Source organism: Streptomyces sp. 1-11, from assembly GCF_007176755.1.
Taxonomy (GTDB): Bacteria; Actinomycetota; Actinomycetes; order Streptomycetales; family Streptomycetaceae; genus Streptomyces.
On the sequence record NZ_BJTV01000015.1, the window covers coordinates 137840 to 153133 of the forward strand.

A 15294-nucleotide genomic window follows, 5' to 3' on the forward strand; every position below is an offset into this window, starting at 1 on the left:
AAAGGACCCCTGGATGGATCGCGCCGCCGTGTTCGACGTCGACGGAACCCTCGTCGACACCAATCATCTGCATGTCGTGACCTGGTGGGAGGCGTTCCGGCAGGCCGGGCACGACGTGCCCATGCACGCCGTGCACCGGGCCGTGGGCCTCGGCTCCACGGATCTGATCGCGCACCTGCTCGGCGACGGCCGGGACGAGGAGCAGGACGCCGAGCTGAGCGCGGCGCACAAGGCCCTGTACGGCCAGTACTTCGACCGGCTGCCCGCCCTGCCGAAGGCCGGGGAGCTGCTGCGGCGGCTGCACTCGGACGGCTGGCGGGTGGTGCTGGCCACCTCCGCGAGCGGCGCCGAGCTGGGCGCGCTGCGCCGGGCGATCGACGCGGACGAGGCCATCGTGGGCACCGCCAGCGCCGACGACGTGGCACGGGGCAAACCAGCTCCGGAGCCGGTGGAGCTCGCGCTGGAGCTGGCCGGCGTGCCCGCGTCCCGGGCGGTGTTCGTCGGGGACACCGTGTGGGACATGCGGGCCGGCGCCAAGGCCGGGGTGCGCTGCGTGGGACTGCTGTGCGGCGGGATCCCGCGGGCCGACCTGGAGGAGGCGGGGGCCGGGGCGGTGTACGACGATCCGGCGGACCTGCTCGGCCGGCTGGCCGGCAGCCCGCTGGCCGAGACGCCGCGGGAGTGACGCGGGTCACGACGGCGCCCGGGAACACCCAAGGTTGGTTGCCCGTTGAACCAGCCGTGGGTGCGGATGGGACAGTGTCCCCGGGCCTCACCTTTTGCCCACAGGGACGATCGTTCGGCTGAAGCCCTGTGGAGCCTTTCGCCGAGAGGCGACCGCCATCCGCGCCCACCACAAGCCGCCCCGGCCGTGTCTCCCCCGTCACGGCCGGGGCTTTCTCGTTCCGCCGCCGTGTGCCGGTCGGGCCGCCGGGTACCCGACGGGTCCGCCGAAGCCTCCGCGGAAGGAGCCGAAGGTGACGAGCGCAGTGGGCAGCAGGGTGGTGGTGACGGGCGCCACCGGCAATGTCGGCACCAGCGTGGTGCGCGTCCTGTCCGAGGATCCGGGGATCAAGTCGATCCGGGGGATCGCACGGCGGACACCGGCGTGGTCCCCGCCGAAGACGGAGTGGTCGGCGGTGGACCTGGCGTCCGGGACGGCCAACCTGGCCGAGCGGTTCGAGGGCGCCGACGCCGTGATCCATCTGGCCTGGGCGTTCCAGCCGACGCACGATCCGGCGACCACCTGGCGGACCAACGTGCTGGGCAGCGACCGCGTGTTCGAGGCGGTCGCCGCGGCCCGGGTGCCGGTGCTGGTGCACGCGTCCTCGGTGGGCGCGTACTCGCCGGGCCCCAGGGACCAGGCGGTGGACGAGTCCTGGCCGACGCACGGCTGGCCGGACGCCGCGTACTGCCGGGAGAAGGCGTACCTGGAGCGCACCCTGGACATCTTCGAGCGCGACCACCCCGAGGTCCGGGTGGTCCGGATGCGGCCGGGCTTCCTGTTCAAGTGGGAGTCGGCCAGTGAGCAGCGGCGCATCTTCGGCGGGCGTTTCCTGCCCGGGCCGCTGGCCCGGCCCGAGATGCTGCCGTTCCTGCCCGACGTGCCGGGGCTGCGGATGCAGGTGCTGCACACCGACGACGCCGCCGAGGCCTACCGGCTCGCGGTGCACTCGGAGACCGCGCGGGGCGCCTACAACCTCGCCGCCGACCCTCCGGTGGACGCCTCGATGCTGGGCGAGATGGTCGGCACCCGCGCGGTGCGGCTGCCGCGCGCCGCCGCCCGGTCGGCGCTCGCCGCGGCCTGGGGACTGCGCCTGGTTCCGGCCTCCCCGCACCTGTTCGACGCGGTCCTGCGGCTGCCGCTGATGGACTGCACCCGGGCCCGCACCGAGCTGGGCTGGCGCCCCCGATACACGGCCGAGGAGGTCCTGCGCGAGTTCCTGGACGGACTGCAGCGGGGCGGCGGTATGGAGACGGAACCGATGCGCGGCCGGAAGGTCGGCTGAGGCGCGTCGGTGTGAGGAGAGGAGAGGAAGCCATGACCGTACGGCCCGAGCCCGAGCCGGAGCCCGGCCGCGATGAGCACCCGGTCCCCCGCGACCCGCCCGACCAGCAGGCCCGTCCCGGCACCGACCCGCTGGATGTGGCCGCGGAACCGGCCGGTGAGAAGAAGACGGGGCCGGACGGGGGGACCCGGACGGACGAGGGCATCGGGACGGACGAGCGGCCGGAGCCGGACGAGCCCTCCGGGTGACCGCCGGGTCGACGGCCCGTGGCGTCGGCCTTCCGCACGGCCCGTAGGGGGCCGTCGCCTGTTCACAGCGCTTGCCGCCCCGCCCTTTCCGAGGACCGGGGCGGCAAGCGCCGTACGGGCTCCAGGGCCCCTCTGACCATTTCCGCCGGGCCCGCGGCGCGGCGCCCGGCACCGCACCTCGTCGCGTGCGTTGTCGGGCCCTAGCGCGGCGCCCGCTCCTCCAGTGCGGCCCGCCAGGCCGGGTGGCGGTCCTCCGGGACCGGTTCGGTGCGGCGGCCGCCGCGGGCGAAGAAGTCGGCGAGCGGCAGGATGGCGGCGCCGACGGTGACCGCGTCGGGGCCGAGCCGGCCGAGTTCGATGGTGACCTTGTCCGCCGGGTGGCGCAGGGCGTACGTCGTGGCGTGGCGGCGCACGGCGGGCAGGAACCGGGTGCCGAGCTGCAGTCCGGCCCAGCCGCCGATGAGGATGCGCTCCGGCTGGAAGAGGTTGATCAGGTCGGACAGACCGGCGCCGAGGTACTCGGCCGTCTCCTCCAGGACCGCCAGCGCCACCGGGTCCGGGTCGGCGGTGTCCAGCGGATAGGCCGCTGCGAGCATCGCGGTGAGCGCGGTCTCCTCGTCGGCGCCCTCGGGCGGCCGTCCGCCCTCCTCGCGCCAGCGGGCCAGCAGCGACTCCGCGCCCGCGTAGGCCTCCAGGCAGCCCGGCGCACCGCACCGGCAGCGCCGCCCGCGCACACGGACCGTCAGATGGCCCCACTCGACGGCCCGCCCGTGCTCCACCTCGGGAGTGACCAGGCAGGCGCCGACGCCGGAGCCGAAGAGCACGACCACCGCGTTGCGGGCGCCCCGCCCGGCGCCGAACCACATCTCGGCCTGGCCCAGGGTCTTGGCGCCGTTGTCTATGAAGTAGCGGACGGCGTCCGGGAGCCGGGAGGTCGAGCGGAGCAGCTCCTCCAGCGGCACCGCGTCCCAGCCGATGGTCTGCCCGTGCACGACGGCGCCCCGGTCGGCGGTGTGCTCCACGATGCCGGGGACGCCCACGCCGACGCCGAGCAGCCGCTCGGGCACGGCCTGCGGCGCGGCGAGCACCTCGGCGATGCCGTCGCGGATGTGGCCGACGATCACGTCGACGTCGTAGCCGTCCTGGGTCAGCGGGCGCTCGGTGCGGGCGAGTTCGGTGAGCGCCAGGTCGAACAGCTCGACCCTGACCCTGGTCTCGCCGACGTCGACGCCGATCATCTGGCCGCTGTGCGGGGCGACGCGCAGCAGCGTGCGGGGGCGGCCGCCGTCGGAGTCGACGCTGCCGGCCTCCTCCACCAGCCCGTCGGCGACCAGGTCCGCGACGACGTTGCTGACGGAGCCGGAACTCAGCCCCGTCGCCGGGCCCAGCTCGAAGCGGCTGAGCGGACCGTCGAAGTAGAGCCGCTGCAGCACGGCCGTGCGGTTCCCCCGCCTGAGGTCCCGTACCGTACGCCCGTTCCGCCCCGCCATGTGGCTCCTTCCGAAACCTGTCCCGACCTGCAACATACCCTCCGCACCGGACGGAACGCGACTTTCCGACAACCCTTATTTCATGTACTGAGCTAACCGGCGCGAGACCTCGGGCCCCCTGCTCACCGCCCGCCGCCGCCTCAGCCTACGGAAATCCGGTGGCCCGGCCCTCCTCCGGCTACGTAGGCTAGCCGTGAGCCTAGAGGGTCTAGGTTCGCGCGACGGCACACGGAACCCGGAAGGACCCCAGTCATGCGACCGCTCACCGAGCAGGACATCCGCAGCTCCTTCATCAACTGCTCCAAGGGCGAGGCGAAACGGCTGGCCGTACCGCGCGACCTCGGGGAACGGCCCTGGGACGATCTGGACTTCCTCGGCTGGCGGGATCCGGGGGCGCCGGACCGGAGCTATCTGGTCGCCGAACGGGAGGACGGACCCGTCGGCGTGGCACTGCGCTTTCCGGCCTCCCGGCGCGGGTTCCTGCACCGCAGCCTGTGTTCGGTGTGCCTCACGACGCATCCGGGCGGCGGGGTCTCGCTGATGACGGCGCGCAAGGCGGGCCCGGCGGGCCGCGAGGGCAACTCGGTCGGCGTGTACATGTGCACCGACCTGGCCTGCTCGCTGTACGTGCGCGGGAAGAAGGCGCCGCAGTCCGGGGGCAGGTTCGAGGAGAGCCTGAGCCTGGAGGAGCAGATCGCCCGCACGACGGGCAATCTGAACGCCTTCCTGGACAAGATCCGGGCCTGACGCCCGGCCCGGGCGGGCGGTCGGCCGTCACGGATGGACGCCTCGGCGATCGAGGACGTTCGGCCTGGCCGGGGAGCGGGAACAGGCCAAGGGATGCAAGACGTACGAGAGTGGACAGCGGCACTGAAGCGACTGGTGATGCGCTACCGGGAGCCGGTGGTCGTCCAGACGCTGCGGTCCGCGGCCGCGGCGACGATCGCCTACGTGGTGGCGCTGCGCCTGAGTCCGGAACCGGCCCCCCTGACCTCCCCCCTGACCGCCCTGCTGGTCGTCCAGGTCACCTTCTACGCCACCCTCACCAACGGCATCCGCCGGGTGAACTCGGTGGTCGCCGGGGTGCTGGTCGCCATCGCGTTCAGCCTGCTGGTGGGGCTGACCTGGTGGAGCCTGGCGCTGCTGATCGTGGCCTCGCTGGGCGTCGGACACCTGGTACGGGTGGACGAGTACGTCGCCGAGGTGGCGATCAGCGCCATGCTGGTGCTCGGCGTCACCACCGTGGGCTTCACCGCCTGGGCCCGGATCGTGGAGACCCTGATCGGCGCGGTCGTGGGGATGGCCTGCAACCTGCTGCTGCCTCCCCCGGTGTGGGTGGACAAGGCCGGCGCGTCGATCGCGGACCTGTCCCGGCGGGTGCGGCAGCTCATGCTGCGGATGGGCGAGGAGGCGGCCGGCCACGTCACATGGGAGCTGGCCGCCGAACGGCTGCACGAGGCCCGCCGCCTGGACCAGCACATCGCCCAGGTGGACGCCTCGCTGCGGCAGGCCGAGGACAGCCTGCGGCTCAACCCGCGCGTCCGGGAGGGCCTGCTGCACCGGGTGGTGCTGCGCACCGGCCTTGACACGCTGGAGATCTGCACGGTGGTGCTGCGGGTGCTGGCCCGCTCCTTCACCGACCTGGCCAAGGCCCGCGGCTCCGATGAGCTGTTCCCGAAGCAGATCGGCGCCACGGTGGAGCAGCTGCTCTCCGAGATCGGCGACGCCATCGTCAGCTTCGCGGTACTGGTGACCACCCATCTCAGCGAGAACGCCGAGTCGGCGGAGGCGCGTCTGGCCGCCGAGCTGCACACCGCGGCCGGCACCCGCGACCGGCTCGCCGAGCTGCTCCAGGAGGAGATCGGCAAGGACTGGGAGAACTGGCAGCTCATGGGCGCCGTGCTGACCGAGGTGGACCGGATCATCGCCGAGCTGGACACCGAGCACCGCACCCGCCGCCTGCTGGAGGAGCTGGACCGGGTGTCCCGGGAGCAGCGGGCCAGGCTGCCCCGGATGAGCAGGCTGCGCGAGCGCCTCGGAGTGCAGGAGGACCTCTGGCGGAACCGTACCGGGTTCGGCGAACGTTCTCCGTGAGAGGTGCCGCGGCGGGGCCGGCACCAGGAGGCGAGGGGGCGGGCCGATGGCCGGGACCGGGGTACGGATCGACGGGAACACGCTGAGGCTGCCGGGCGGCGTGGCGGTGCGGTTCGTGCGCACGCTGCGGCTGCCCGAGAAGGGCACCCATCCGCTGCCGCCGGGGCTCGGCGAGTTCCCGGTGCGGCGGGTGTCCGACTTCGGCGACCGGGTGCCGCGGCAGTGGCGCGGTCGCGGTGGCGTGATGCTTCCGGTCCACCTGCGCGAGGCGATGTGGCTGAGTTTCACCGGTACGACGGAGCCGGCCGCGCTCCAGGTGGGCGTGGGCAAGGTGTGCGCCGTGTCCGGGAAGCCATGGCGCGACCACCTGGTCCGCAAGCCGCAGAACTACCTGGTGCTGCCCCGCCAGCCGTGGCTGGACGGCATCAACTCCGGCAAGGGCACGGTGCGGCAGTTCGTCGCCGTGCCGCTCGGCCTGGGGGCGACGGTGGAGGGCCAGGTCACCGGCGAGGAGGTGTGGGGCGGCGTACAGCTCCAGGCGTTCGGGTTGAAGGAACGCGCACTGGCCGAGTGGCGGCGCGCCGAGCGGGAGCGCCGGCGGCAGCGGACGGCCGGGCCGTTCGCCGGCTTCGGCGCGCCCCCGCCCGGCGGCGGACCCCTCCCCATGGCGGCGGCCGCTCCCGGCGGGCCCCCGCCGGCGCCCTCCGCCCCGGCGGGCGCTCCCCCGCGGCGCGCGGCGGCGATGGGGCTGGGCGTCGGCGGCTCGATGCACCAGGAGGTCTACCGGGACGACCGGCCCCTGGAGGACTGGTCCGAGACGCCGGCCGGACGGGTCTTCGTCCACCTGGTCACACCTCCGGAGTGGCGCCGCATCACCGGCGAGGCGCCCCCGCCGTCGCCGGTGGACCGCGCCGCGTACACACGGGCCGGGCTGCCCTGGTACGACTACTACGACGAGGACGCCGAGGATCTCGACCCCTCCGGCGCCCTGACCGACGTCAAGCCGGTCGGCGACTGGCTCGGCGACGACCTCGACCCCTGGCAGCAGCCGTCCCCCGGGCAGGTGACCCCGCTGAAGGACGCGCCGGGCAAGCCGGTCGAGGACGGCGACTGGTAGCCGGACCGCGTTGCGCGCCGCGCAACGGCCGTTGCCGTTCTTGCCTTCACCGGCCGGTCCGCGCCAAGGTGACTGCACCAGCGGGACGACCGACGACCTGAGGTGCGGCATGGACGAGGAGGAACGGGCGGTGCGCGGCGGCTCCGGCGCGCCCGGCCGGGACCGGGAACCGGGGACCGGCTGGAGCAGGCGCCGGTTCGTCGGGGCCGTGGCGGGTGCGGCCGCCGTGGTGGCGGTGCCCGTCACGGCTGCCGAGCCGCCCGCCCCCGCGGCGCCGGCCGGTCCGGCTCCGCGGTCCGGTGAGCGCACGGCGCGCCCGCCCCGTGGGCCGGACCGTCCCCGTCCGCTGTATCTGGGCACCTACACTTCCGCGGAGGGCGGCGGCGCCGGCATCGGGCTCGCCGAGTACGACCCGGCGACCGGCCGGATCACCGGCAGGGGCACTCTCACCGGCGTCCCCGACCCGTCGTACCTCGCGGTCCACCCCGACGGCCGCACGCTGTACGCGGTCGACGAGCGCCAGGACGGCGCGGTCACCGCCGTCCGGCTCGCCGACCGCAAGGTGCTGGGCGCCCGCGGCACGGGCGGGGCGGCCCCCTGCCACCTCTCGGTGCACCCGGGCGGGCGCTGGCTGCTGAGCGCCGACTACCAGTCGGGCAGTGTCGCCGTGCACCCCATCGACGCCTCGGGGGCGCTCGGCGAACGCACCGCCGTGGTCACCCACAGCAGTCCCGCGCCCGGCCCCGGGCAGCAGGGCCCGCACGCGCACCAGTTCGTCACCGCCCCGGACGGCGGCCACGTCCTCGCCGTCGACCTCGGGACCGACACCGTCTACAGCTACCGGCTCGACGAGCGCCGGGGCACCCTCACCGAGGTCGCCCGGGCGCGCGCCCGGCCCGGCGCGGGCCCGCGCCATCTGACCTTCCACCCCGGTGGCCGCCACGCCTACCTGGCGAACGAGGTGGACGACACGGTCGCGGTCTGCGCCTACGACCCGCCCACCGGCCGCCTGACGATCGGCGATCCGCAGCCGTCGGGCTCGTCCGGGGGCACCAACTACCCGGCGCAGTTCCTGGTGACCGCGGACGGCTCGTACGCGTTCCTCGCCAACCGCGGCCACAACAGCATCGCGCGCTACGCCGTCGAGGACTCCGGAGCGCGGCTGCGGCTGCTCGGCACGGTGCCGGTGGCCGGGGACTTCCCGCGGCAGATCGCCCTCTCGCCGGACGGCCGGCTGCTGTTCGCGGCGAACCAGCGCTCCGGCACGGTCACCGTGTTCCACGTGGACCCGGAAGGCGGCGGGCTGCGCCTGGCGGGCGAGCCGTTCGCGTCACCGGTCGCCGTCTGCGCGCTGCCGCTGTAGGGGGCGGGGGCGGGCGGCGGCGCCCGCCCGGGCCCCAGGACCGGGGCGCGCGCCGGCCACGCCTTTCGGCGCGGAACGTCAGGCGATGACTCCCAGGAGCGCGCGGGCGCACAGGTCGCGGACCTGTTCCCGGGCCGGCGCGCCGTCGCGCAGCCACTCCAGGCAGACGGCGGTGGTGAAGGCGAGCCAGCCGCGCACGGCGAGCCGCACCCCCGGAGTGCTCTCGAAGGCGGGCCCGAACTCGGGGTCGGCGGCCAGGGCGCCCAGGATCTGCTGCTCCTGGGCGGCCAGGGCCCGCTGGTAGACGCGGCGCACGGCCTGGTCACCGGCCGCGTCGGCGCGGTGGAAGGCGCGGAAGCCGTGCGCGTGCGCCTGCACGTAGGCGAGGTAGGTGTCCAGGCTCGCGAGGAGCTGCTCGCGCACCGGCACCCCGGGCACGGCCGCCGTCATGCGCAGCATCCGCTCGCTCTCGCGCTCCACGACCGCGGCGAAGAAGTCCCGCTTGGTCGGGAAGTAGTGGTAGAGCAGCCCGCGGGAGACATCCGCCATCTCGGCGACCCGCTCGATGCGCACCTCGTCGTACGGGCTCTCCGAGAACAGCCGCGCGCCGACCGACAGCAACTGCTCACGGCGCTCCTCGGTGCTGAGTCTGCGCCGGGCGCGTTCCCCCTGGTTCGCGGGCATGCCGTCACTTTACTTGACGCCGGTTCAACAAGCGGACCACACTGGAACGCGTTATTGAACTCACGTACAACACGCGCGCGTCACAGGTTCGACCATCCGCTGGATCAAGGGAGATCGCGTCATGGCGGTGACGACGGAGACCGGGCTGCCCAGGGGGTTCCGCGGTGCCGAACAGGGCTGGCCCGAGCTGCACCGCATCCCGCATCCGCCGCGCCGGCTGCCGCTGCTCGGCGATGTGCTCGGCGTCGACCGGCGCCGGCCGCTGCAGGACTCGATGCGCTTCGGGCGTGAACTGGGGCCCGTCTTCCGCCGCCGGGTGTTCGGCAACGAGTTCGTGTTCCTGTGGGGGGCTCGGCTCGTCGCCGACCTCTCCGACGAGTCACGGTTCGCCAAGCACGTGGGTCTCGGGGTCGCCAACCTCCGCCCAGTCGCCGGGGACGGGCTGTTCACGGCGTACAACCACGAGCCGAACTGGGAGCTGGCGCACGAGGTGCTGGCGCCCGGCTTCAGCCGGGAGGCCATGGCGGGCTACCACTCGATGATGCTGGCGGTGGCCGGGCGGCTGACCGGGCACTGGGACCGGGAGCTGGCCGCCGGCCGCACGGTGGACGTGCCCGGTGACATGACGAAGCTGACCCTGGAGACGATCGCCCGCACCGGGTTCGGACACGACTTCGGCTCCTTCGAACGGGACCGGCCGCATCCGTTCGTGACCGCGATGGTCGGCACGCTGAGCTACGCGCAGCGCCTGAACAGCGTGCCGGTGCCGCTGGCGCCGCTGCTGCTGCGCGGCGCCGCCCGGCGCAACGCCGCCGACATCGCCCACCTGGACCGCACGGTCGACGAGGTCGTGGCGGCCCGGCGCCGCTCGGGCGGCGGGGACGGGGACCTGCTCGACCGCATGCTGGACACCTCGCACCCGGAGACCGGGCGGCGGCTGTCCGCGGAGAACGTGCGCAAGCAGGTGATCACGTTCCTCGTGGCCGGCCACGAGACCACCTCGGGCGCGCTGTCGTTCGCCCTGTACTACCTCGCCAGGCACCCGGAGGTCGCCGCCCGGGCCCGCGCCGAGGTGGACCGCGTCTGGGGGGACACCGCGGAGCCGGGCTACGAGCAGGTCGCCAGGCTGCGCTACGTCCGCCGGGTGCTGGACGAGTCGCTGCGGCTGTGGCCGACCGCGCCCGCCTACGCCCGGGAGGCCCGGCAGGACACGGTGCTGGCCGGGGAGCATCCGATGCGGCGCGGGGCCTGGGCGCTGGTCCTGCTGCCGCTGCTGCACCGCGACCCCGAGGTGTGGGGCGAGGACGCCGAGCGCTTCGACCCGGACCGCTTCGCGGCGGGCGCCGTACGGGCCCGGCCCCCGCACACCTTCAAGCCGTTCGGCACCGGCGCGCGGGCCTGCATCGGCCGCCAGTTCGCGCTGCACGAGGCGACCCTTGTCCTCGGCCTGCTGCTGCGCCGCTACGAGCTGCGCGCCGACCCCGCCTACCGGCTCAGGGTCACCGAGCGCCTGACGGTGATGCCGGAGGGCCTGCGCCTGCGCCTGGAACGACGCCCCTCCCCCGCCCCGGCACCCGTCGCCGTGCCCGATACCGGCCCCGGCACGGCCGTCCGCTGCCCGGTGAGCGGGACGGGCGGCTGACCCCGGCCGGAGTGCACCGGCGCGCTCCGGCCCGCGAAGAGCACCGGCGCGCCCCCGCCCGCGCTGGGCGAACCTCCGCGGCCCGGGGCTCTCAGTCGCCCGCCACCCAGTGCGCGGGCCGGGTGACCGACTGCGGGAGCCTGGTGCCGGCGTTGCCGCGGGCCGCGTTGACCTGGGGCTGGGTGAGGAAGAAGGCGCCGGTGAGGTCGGCGTCGGTCAGGTTCGCGTCACGGAGGTCGGCGCCGATCATGTCGGCGTCGCGCAGGTCGGCGCCGGTCAGGTCGGCCGCGATGAGGTAGGCGCCGCGCAGACTGGCCCCGCGCAGGTCGGCGCCTTGCAGACGGGCGCCGATGAGGTCGGCGCCCCTGCGGTCCTTGGTCGCGCGCCGGCCGCCCTTGCCCCGCTTTCCGCCCTTGCCCGCCTTCCCGGCCTTCCCGGCCTTGCCGCCCCTGCCGTCATGCCCGTCCGGTCCGTCCGGTCCGTCCGTTCCGCCGGCGGCGTCCGCGCGGGCGAGTTCGCTGGCGCGCAGCAGCAGGACGTTGACCTCCTGCCGGTGGGCGGCCACGTCCAGCCGGGCCAGTTCCTCGGGGGTCCCGCGGGTGAGCAGCTCGGTGCGCTCCAGTGCCTCGCGCAGGCCGGCGTGGACGGGCCGGGCGGCCTCCAGGCGCAGCGCGTCCGTCAGGTACCAGAGCAGTTCGTGCAGTTGGCGTACGACGGGGAAGACCTCGAACATCCGGCGGGCGTGCTCCTTGGAGCCGGTACGCCAGTCCTGCCCCTCGAAGGTAAGCCGCGAGACCTTCTGGCCCGCGCCGAAGCAGTCGTAGACCGTGCAGCCGGAAAAGCCCTTCTCGCGCAGACCGGCGTGGATGCCGCAGCGGTGGTCGTCGCGCAGGTTCGGGCAGGGCCTGCCCGCGGGCTTGTCGAGCGCGAAGTCCGCGGACGCGGCGAAGGGCAGGGCGACGCAGCACAGCCCGAAGCACTGGGCGCAGTCACCGCGCAGAACGGCGAGGTCGGGTGTCTGATCCGGCATGGCGTCAAGCCTAGTGGCCTGCGCGGACGCGCGGACGCGCGGCCCGCGGCCATGGTCTCCGTCCCGGCCGCACCCGGCCCATGACCCTCTCAGCCCTCCAGCGCGGGCAGTTCGAGGCGGGCCAGGCGTTCCGGGTCGGCGAGGATGTAGAGGCCGGTGATCCGGCCGTCGGCGACCGTGAACGCCGTGACCGAGACCGGCCGTCCCCCGGGCGCGGTGACCAGGCCCACCGTTCCGTTGACCAGCACGGGCCGGGCGTGGACGGCGAGGTGGGCGAACATCGAGGCCTGCTCGGCGACCGTCCGGGCCCCGCTGACCGCCTTGGAGGCGCCCACGCCCCGGACCAGGGCGCCCGCGTCGGCGCGCAGCGCGGCGTCCGGGTGGAGCAGGCCGAGCAGTGCCTCGAAGTCACCGCCGCGCGTGGCGGCCAGCCAGGCGTCGACCACCTGCCGCTGCCGTCCGAGGTCGGGGTCGGCGGCCGGTCCGGCCCCCTGGACCCGGCGCCGGGCCCGGCTGGCGAGCTGCCGGGTGGCGGCCGGGGTGCGCTCGACGACGGGGGCGATGTCGTCGAAGGGCACGGTGAACATGTCGTGCAGGACGAACGCCAGCCGTTCGGCCGGTTCCAGCGTCTGCAGGACCACCAGGAGCGCGAGCCCGACGGAGTCGGCCTCCAGCACCTCCTTCTCGGGGTCGGTCGTGGCGAGGGACCGGACCACCGGGTCGGGGACGAAGGTGTCGTCGATCGGCTCCTCGCGGCGCGCGGTGCGCGAGCGCAGCATGTCCAGGCAGACCCGGCCCACCACGGTGGTCAGCCAGCCGCCGAGGTTGCGGATCCCGTCCGTGTCGCTGCGGCCCAGCCTGAGCCAGGCCTCCTGGACGGCGTCCTCCGCCTCGGTCAGCGAGCCGAGCATCCGGTAGGCCACCGCGCGCAACTGCCCCCGGTGCTCCTCGAAGCGGTCGGCGAGCAGGTCGGTGCGGTTCATCAGGTCCCCGTTCGCTCGGTGGCGGCCCCGGCCGGCCGGCGGCCGCGGATCCGGTCCGGTGATCACCGGCCCGCCCACGGCCGCAGACTATGCCGCCGGCCCGCCGCCGCAACTCCTTTTGCGCCGCAACTCCTCCTGTGCCGCGTCCCGTTGGCTCACGCCTCGTCGCGGGCCAGGGCGAGCAGCCGGTCCAGCACCCGCGGCGCACCGGTGCGCAGCCCGTCGTGCTCGTACTCGTCGGTCACCCAGGTCCGGAGCCCCCGCACGGCGCGGGCGGTGCGCAGCGAGTGGCCGGCGTCCACGTACATGTCGTCGTGGTAGACCGCCGCGGCGACCGGGACCTCGTTGGCGGCGAGCCGGGCCGGGTCGTACAGCGGCTGCCAGTCGGTGCGGGCGGCGAGCAGTTCGGCGGTCTCACGCAGCGGGCGCAGGGCCGGGTCGGTGTCGAACGTCCAGGGGTGCACCGTCTCGCCGGTGAACAGCACCGGGGCGTCGCCTGCGACCGCCTTGGCCGCGTCGAACTGCGGGAACTCCGCCCGTACCCGCTCGGCCGCCCAGGCGGTGGGGCGGGCGTCCTGGCCGTAGATGGACTCGTGGACGAGCGCGTACAGCGGGTGCGCCGCGTACGACAGCAGGCCGCGCACCTGCTCCTGGAAGGCGTCGGACAGCTCCGGGCCGCCGGGAGTGCGCACGAACGCGTCCTCGAGCAGGAAGTGCAGCCGGTGGCTGCCGTCGCTCATGCCGAGCATCAGGCCGAGGGACTGGAAGGCCTCCACGGTGAGCCGGTGGCCGCCGGGCAGCACGACGTCGTGGGTGAGGAGGTGGTCGGCGATGCGCCGGGCCCGCTCGACGTCCTGCGGGTAGCGGGCGTAGTGCGCGGCGACCTTGCGTTCCATGCGCGGGTAGGCGGCCCGGTAGACGTCGTCGGCGTGGGCGTCGAGGGAGGGCAGGCCGCCGGTGATGACGGCGGTGCTCAGGCCCTCGGGGGCCAGGGAGAGGTACGACACCGCGCAGAAACCGCCGAAGCTCTGTCCCAGGACGGTCCAGGGGGCACCGCCCGTCACCAGGAGGCGGACGGCCTCGCAGTCGCGGACGATGGAGTCGGCGCGGAAGTGGGTGAGGTAGGCGGCCTGTTCGGCGGGGCCGCCGCGCAGCGGCAGGGTCTGCCGGTTGGCGGGCGTGGAGCTGCCGGTGCCGCGCTGGTCCAGGAGCAGGACCCGGTAGTCCTTCAGGGCGCGGTCGAGCCAGGCCTGCCGTCCGACGAAACGATTCGCCCCGAAGCCGGGCCCGCCCTGCAGATACAGCAGCCACGGCAGGTCCTGCCCCGCCCGGTCGCTCGCGACCGCCTCACGGGCGTACAGCTCGATGGTCTCCCCGTCGGGCCGCGCGTGGTCGAGGGGCACGGTGAAGCGGCGGTCGGTGAGGACGACACCGGGCTGGCGGTAGCTGGAAGTCAACGGTTCTCCCGGGACGGACGGCACGGACGCGTCCCAGTTCAGCACACCGGCCGCGGGGCCCACCCACCCGGGAGCACGGATTGCCGCTGAACCGCCGGTCAGCGGGCGGCGAGGCTGGAGCGGCGCACCACAAGCTCCGGCTGGAGCACCACGCGCCGGTGCTCGTGCCGGCCGGCGCCGCCCTCCGCGCCGGCCTCGGTCTCCTCCAGCAGCAGCCCGGCCGCGAGGGCGCCCATGGTGACGGCGGGCTGCCGTACCGAGGTCAGCGGCACGGCGGCGGCCGCGGCGAACTCGATGTCGTCGTAGCCGACGATGGCCAGGTCGTCGGGGACGACCACGCCGGCCGCGTAGAGGGCCTGGAGCACACCGAGGGCGAGCAGGTCGTTGGCGCAGAAGACGGCGGTGGGGCGGTCGGCGAGGCCCAGCAGCCGGGCGCCCGCGTCCCGGCCGGCGGCCACGTCCAGGCGCTCGGTGGGCAGCTCGCGCAGGGCGTCGGGCCCGAGCCCGGCCTCGGCGAGGGCGTTCAGGGCACCGGTACGGCGGTCGCGCACCTGGTTGAGACCGGGCGGACCGCTGACGTAGGCGATCGAACGGTGCCCGGCGTCGACCAGGTGCCGCACGGCGAGGGCGCCGCCCGCCACGTCGTCCACGGAGACCGAGCACTCGGTGGTGCCCTCGGCGACCCGGTCGACCAGCACGAAGGGGATGCCGTGCCGGCGGAAGGCCGCGATGTTGCGGCCGGTGGCGTCGGCCGGGGTGAGCAGCACCCCGCGCACCCGCTGCTCGGCGAAGAGCGACAGGTACTCCGCCTCCTCGGCCGCGTTCTGCGCGCTGTTGCAGACCATCACGCCGAGCCCCGCGTCCCGGGCGGCCCGCTCGGCGCCGCGCGCCACGTCCACGAAGAACGGGTTGCCCATGTCCAGCACGAGCAGACCCATGATCCGGCTGCGGCCGGCGCGCAGTTGCCGGGCGGACTCGCTGCGCACGTAGCCGAGCCGGTCGATCGCGGACAGCACCCGCGCCCGGGTGTCGCCGGCGACGGTCTCCGGACGGTTGATGACGTTCGAGACCGTGCCCACCGAGACTCCGGCGGCGCGGGCGACGTCCTTGATACCCACCGACTGGGCCATCGGACTTCGGACCTCCAGGGGACGAGGGGACGGCGGGGGGACGCGCT

The 15294-nt window shown here is 74.7% G+C and carries 14 protein-coding genes; 8 read left to right on the forward strand and 6 right to left on the reverse strand.

The genetic code is table 11. The features are described 5' to 3' along the window. Nucleotides 1-13: 13 nt before the first annotated feature. The 3 genes from TNCT1_RS27840 (at nucleotide 14) to TNCT1_RS27850 (ending at nucleotide 2257) form a co-directional block, all read left to right on the forward strand. The gene (locus tag TNCT1_RS27840; protein ID WP_143637412.1) at nucleotides 14-685 is read left to right on the forward strand and encodes an HAD family hydrolase; all 672 of its coding nucleotides are present in this window, start codon (nucleotides 14-16) and stop codon (nucleotides 683-685) included. A 292-nt stretch (nucleotides 686-977) separates the two neighbouring features. Beyond that, the gene (locus tag TNCT1_RS27845) at nucleotides 978-2009 is read left to right on the forward strand and encodes an SDR family oxidoreductase (RefSeq protein ID WP_143637415.1); all 1032 of its coding nucleotides are present in this window, start codon (nucleotides 978-980) and stop codon (nucleotides 2007-2009) included. 32 nt (nucleotides 2010-2041) lie between these two features. Next, a complete protein-coding gene (locus tag TNCT1_RS27850) occupies nucleotides 2042-2257 on the forward strand; it encodes a hypothetical protein (RefSeq protein WP_143637419.1) in 216 nt (71 codons plus the stop codon). 200 nt (nucleotides 2258-2457) lie between these two features. Here the strand turns inward: TNCT1_RS27850 and TNCT1_RS27855 are convergent, their stop codons facing one another. After that, the gene (locus tag TNCT1_RS27855; RefSeq protein ID WP_143637424.1) at nucleotides 2458-3747 is read right to left on the reverse strand and encodes an ROK family transcriptional regulator; all 1290 of its coding nucleotides are present in this window, start codon (nucleotides 3745-3747) and stop codon (nucleotides 2458-2460) included. Between the two features lie 252 nt (nucleotides 3748-3999). Here TNCT1_RS27855 and TNCT1_RS27860 point away from each other — a divergent pair, with 252 nt between their 5' ends. The 4 genes from TNCT1_RS27860 (at nucleotide 4000) to TNCT1_RS27875 (ending at nucleotide 8321) form a co-directional block, all read left to right on the forward strand. Further along, complete coding sequence (locus TNCT1_RS27860; RefSeq protein WP_143637428.1) at nucleotides 4000-4494, forward strand: FBP domain-containing protein; 495 nt, start codon at nucleotides 4000-4002, stop codon at nucleotides 4492-4494. Between the two features lie 93 nt (nucleotides 4495-4587). Beyond that, nucleotides 4588-5841, forward strand: a complete 1254-nt coding sequence (locus TNCT1_RS27865; RefSeq protein ID WP_174266478.1) for an aromatic acid exporter family protein — start codon at nucleotides 4588-4590, stop codon at nucleotides 5839-5841. A 46-nt stretch (nucleotides 5842-5887) separates the two neighbouring features. Then, on the forward strand, nucleotides 5888-6958 hold the full coding sequence (locus TNCT1_RS27870) for a hypothetical protein (RefSeq protein WP_143637432.1): 1071 nt from the start codon (nucleotides 5888-5890) through the stop codon (nucleotides 6956-6958). Between the two features lie 208 nt (nucleotides 6959-7166). Next, complete coding sequence (locus TNCT1_RS27875; protein ID WP_143637605.1) at nucleotides 7167-8321, forward strand: lactonase family protein; 1155 nt, start codon at nucleotides 7167-7169, stop codon at nucleotides 8319-8321. 78 nt (nucleotides 8322-8399) lie between these two features. Here the strand turns inward: TNCT1_RS27875 and TNCT1_RS27880 are convergent, their stop codons facing one another. Then, entirely contained in the window at nucleotides 8400-9005 is a 606-nt protein-coding gene (locus TNCT1_RS27880; RefSeq protein WP_143637435.1) for a TetR/AcrR family transcriptional regulator, read from the reverse strand. A gap of 121 nt (nucleotides 9006-9126) precedes the next feature. Here TNCT1_RS27880 and TNCT1_RS27885 point away from each other — a divergent pair, with 121 nt between their 5' ends. Further along, nucleotides 9127-10647 (forward strand): cytochrome P450, encoded by a 1521-nt coding sequence (locus tag TNCT1_RS27885; protein WP_143637440.1) that lies wholly within the window; start codon nucleotides 9127-9129, stop codon nucleotides 10645-10647. 91 nt (nucleotides 10648-10738) lie between these two features. Here the strand turns inward: TNCT1_RS27885 and TNCT1_RS27890 are convergent, their stop codons facing one another. The 4 genes from TNCT1_RS27890 to TNCT1_RS27905 all read right to left on the reverse strand — a co-directional run bounded on the left by TNCT1_RS27890 (nucleotide 10739) and on the right by TNCT1_RS27905 (nucleotide 15247). Next, on the reverse strand, nucleotides 10739-11677 hold the full coding sequence (locus TNCT1_RS27890) for a pentapeptide repeat-containing protein (protein WP_143637446.1): 939 nt from the start codon (nucleotides 11675-11677) through the stop codon (nucleotides 10739-10741). An 89-nt stretch (nucleotides 11678-11766) separates the two neighbouring features. Beyond that, nucleotides 11767-12660 (reverse strand): RNA polymerase sigma factor SigJ, encoded by an 894-nt coding sequence (gene sigJ, locus TNCT1_RS27895; RefSeq protein WP_143637450.1) that lies wholly within the window; start codon nucleotides 12658-12660, stop codon nucleotides 11767-11769. 155 nt (nucleotides 12661-12815) lie between these two features. Then, nucleotides 12816-14117 (reverse strand): alpha/beta fold hydrolase, encoded by a 1302-nt coding sequence (locus TNCT1_RS27900; RefSeq protein ID WP_143637454.1) that lies wholly within the window; start codon nucleotides 14115-14117, stop codon nucleotides 12816-12818. A gap of 98 nt (nucleotides 14118-14215) precedes the next feature. Beyond that, nucleotides 14216-15247, reverse strand: coding sequence for a LacI family DNA-binding transcriptional regulator (locus tag TNCT1_RS27905; RefSeq protein WP_143637457.1), 1032 nt, complete (start codon nucleotides 15245-15247; stop codon nucleotides 14216-14218). Nucleotides 15248-15294 lie beyond the last annotated feature (47 nt).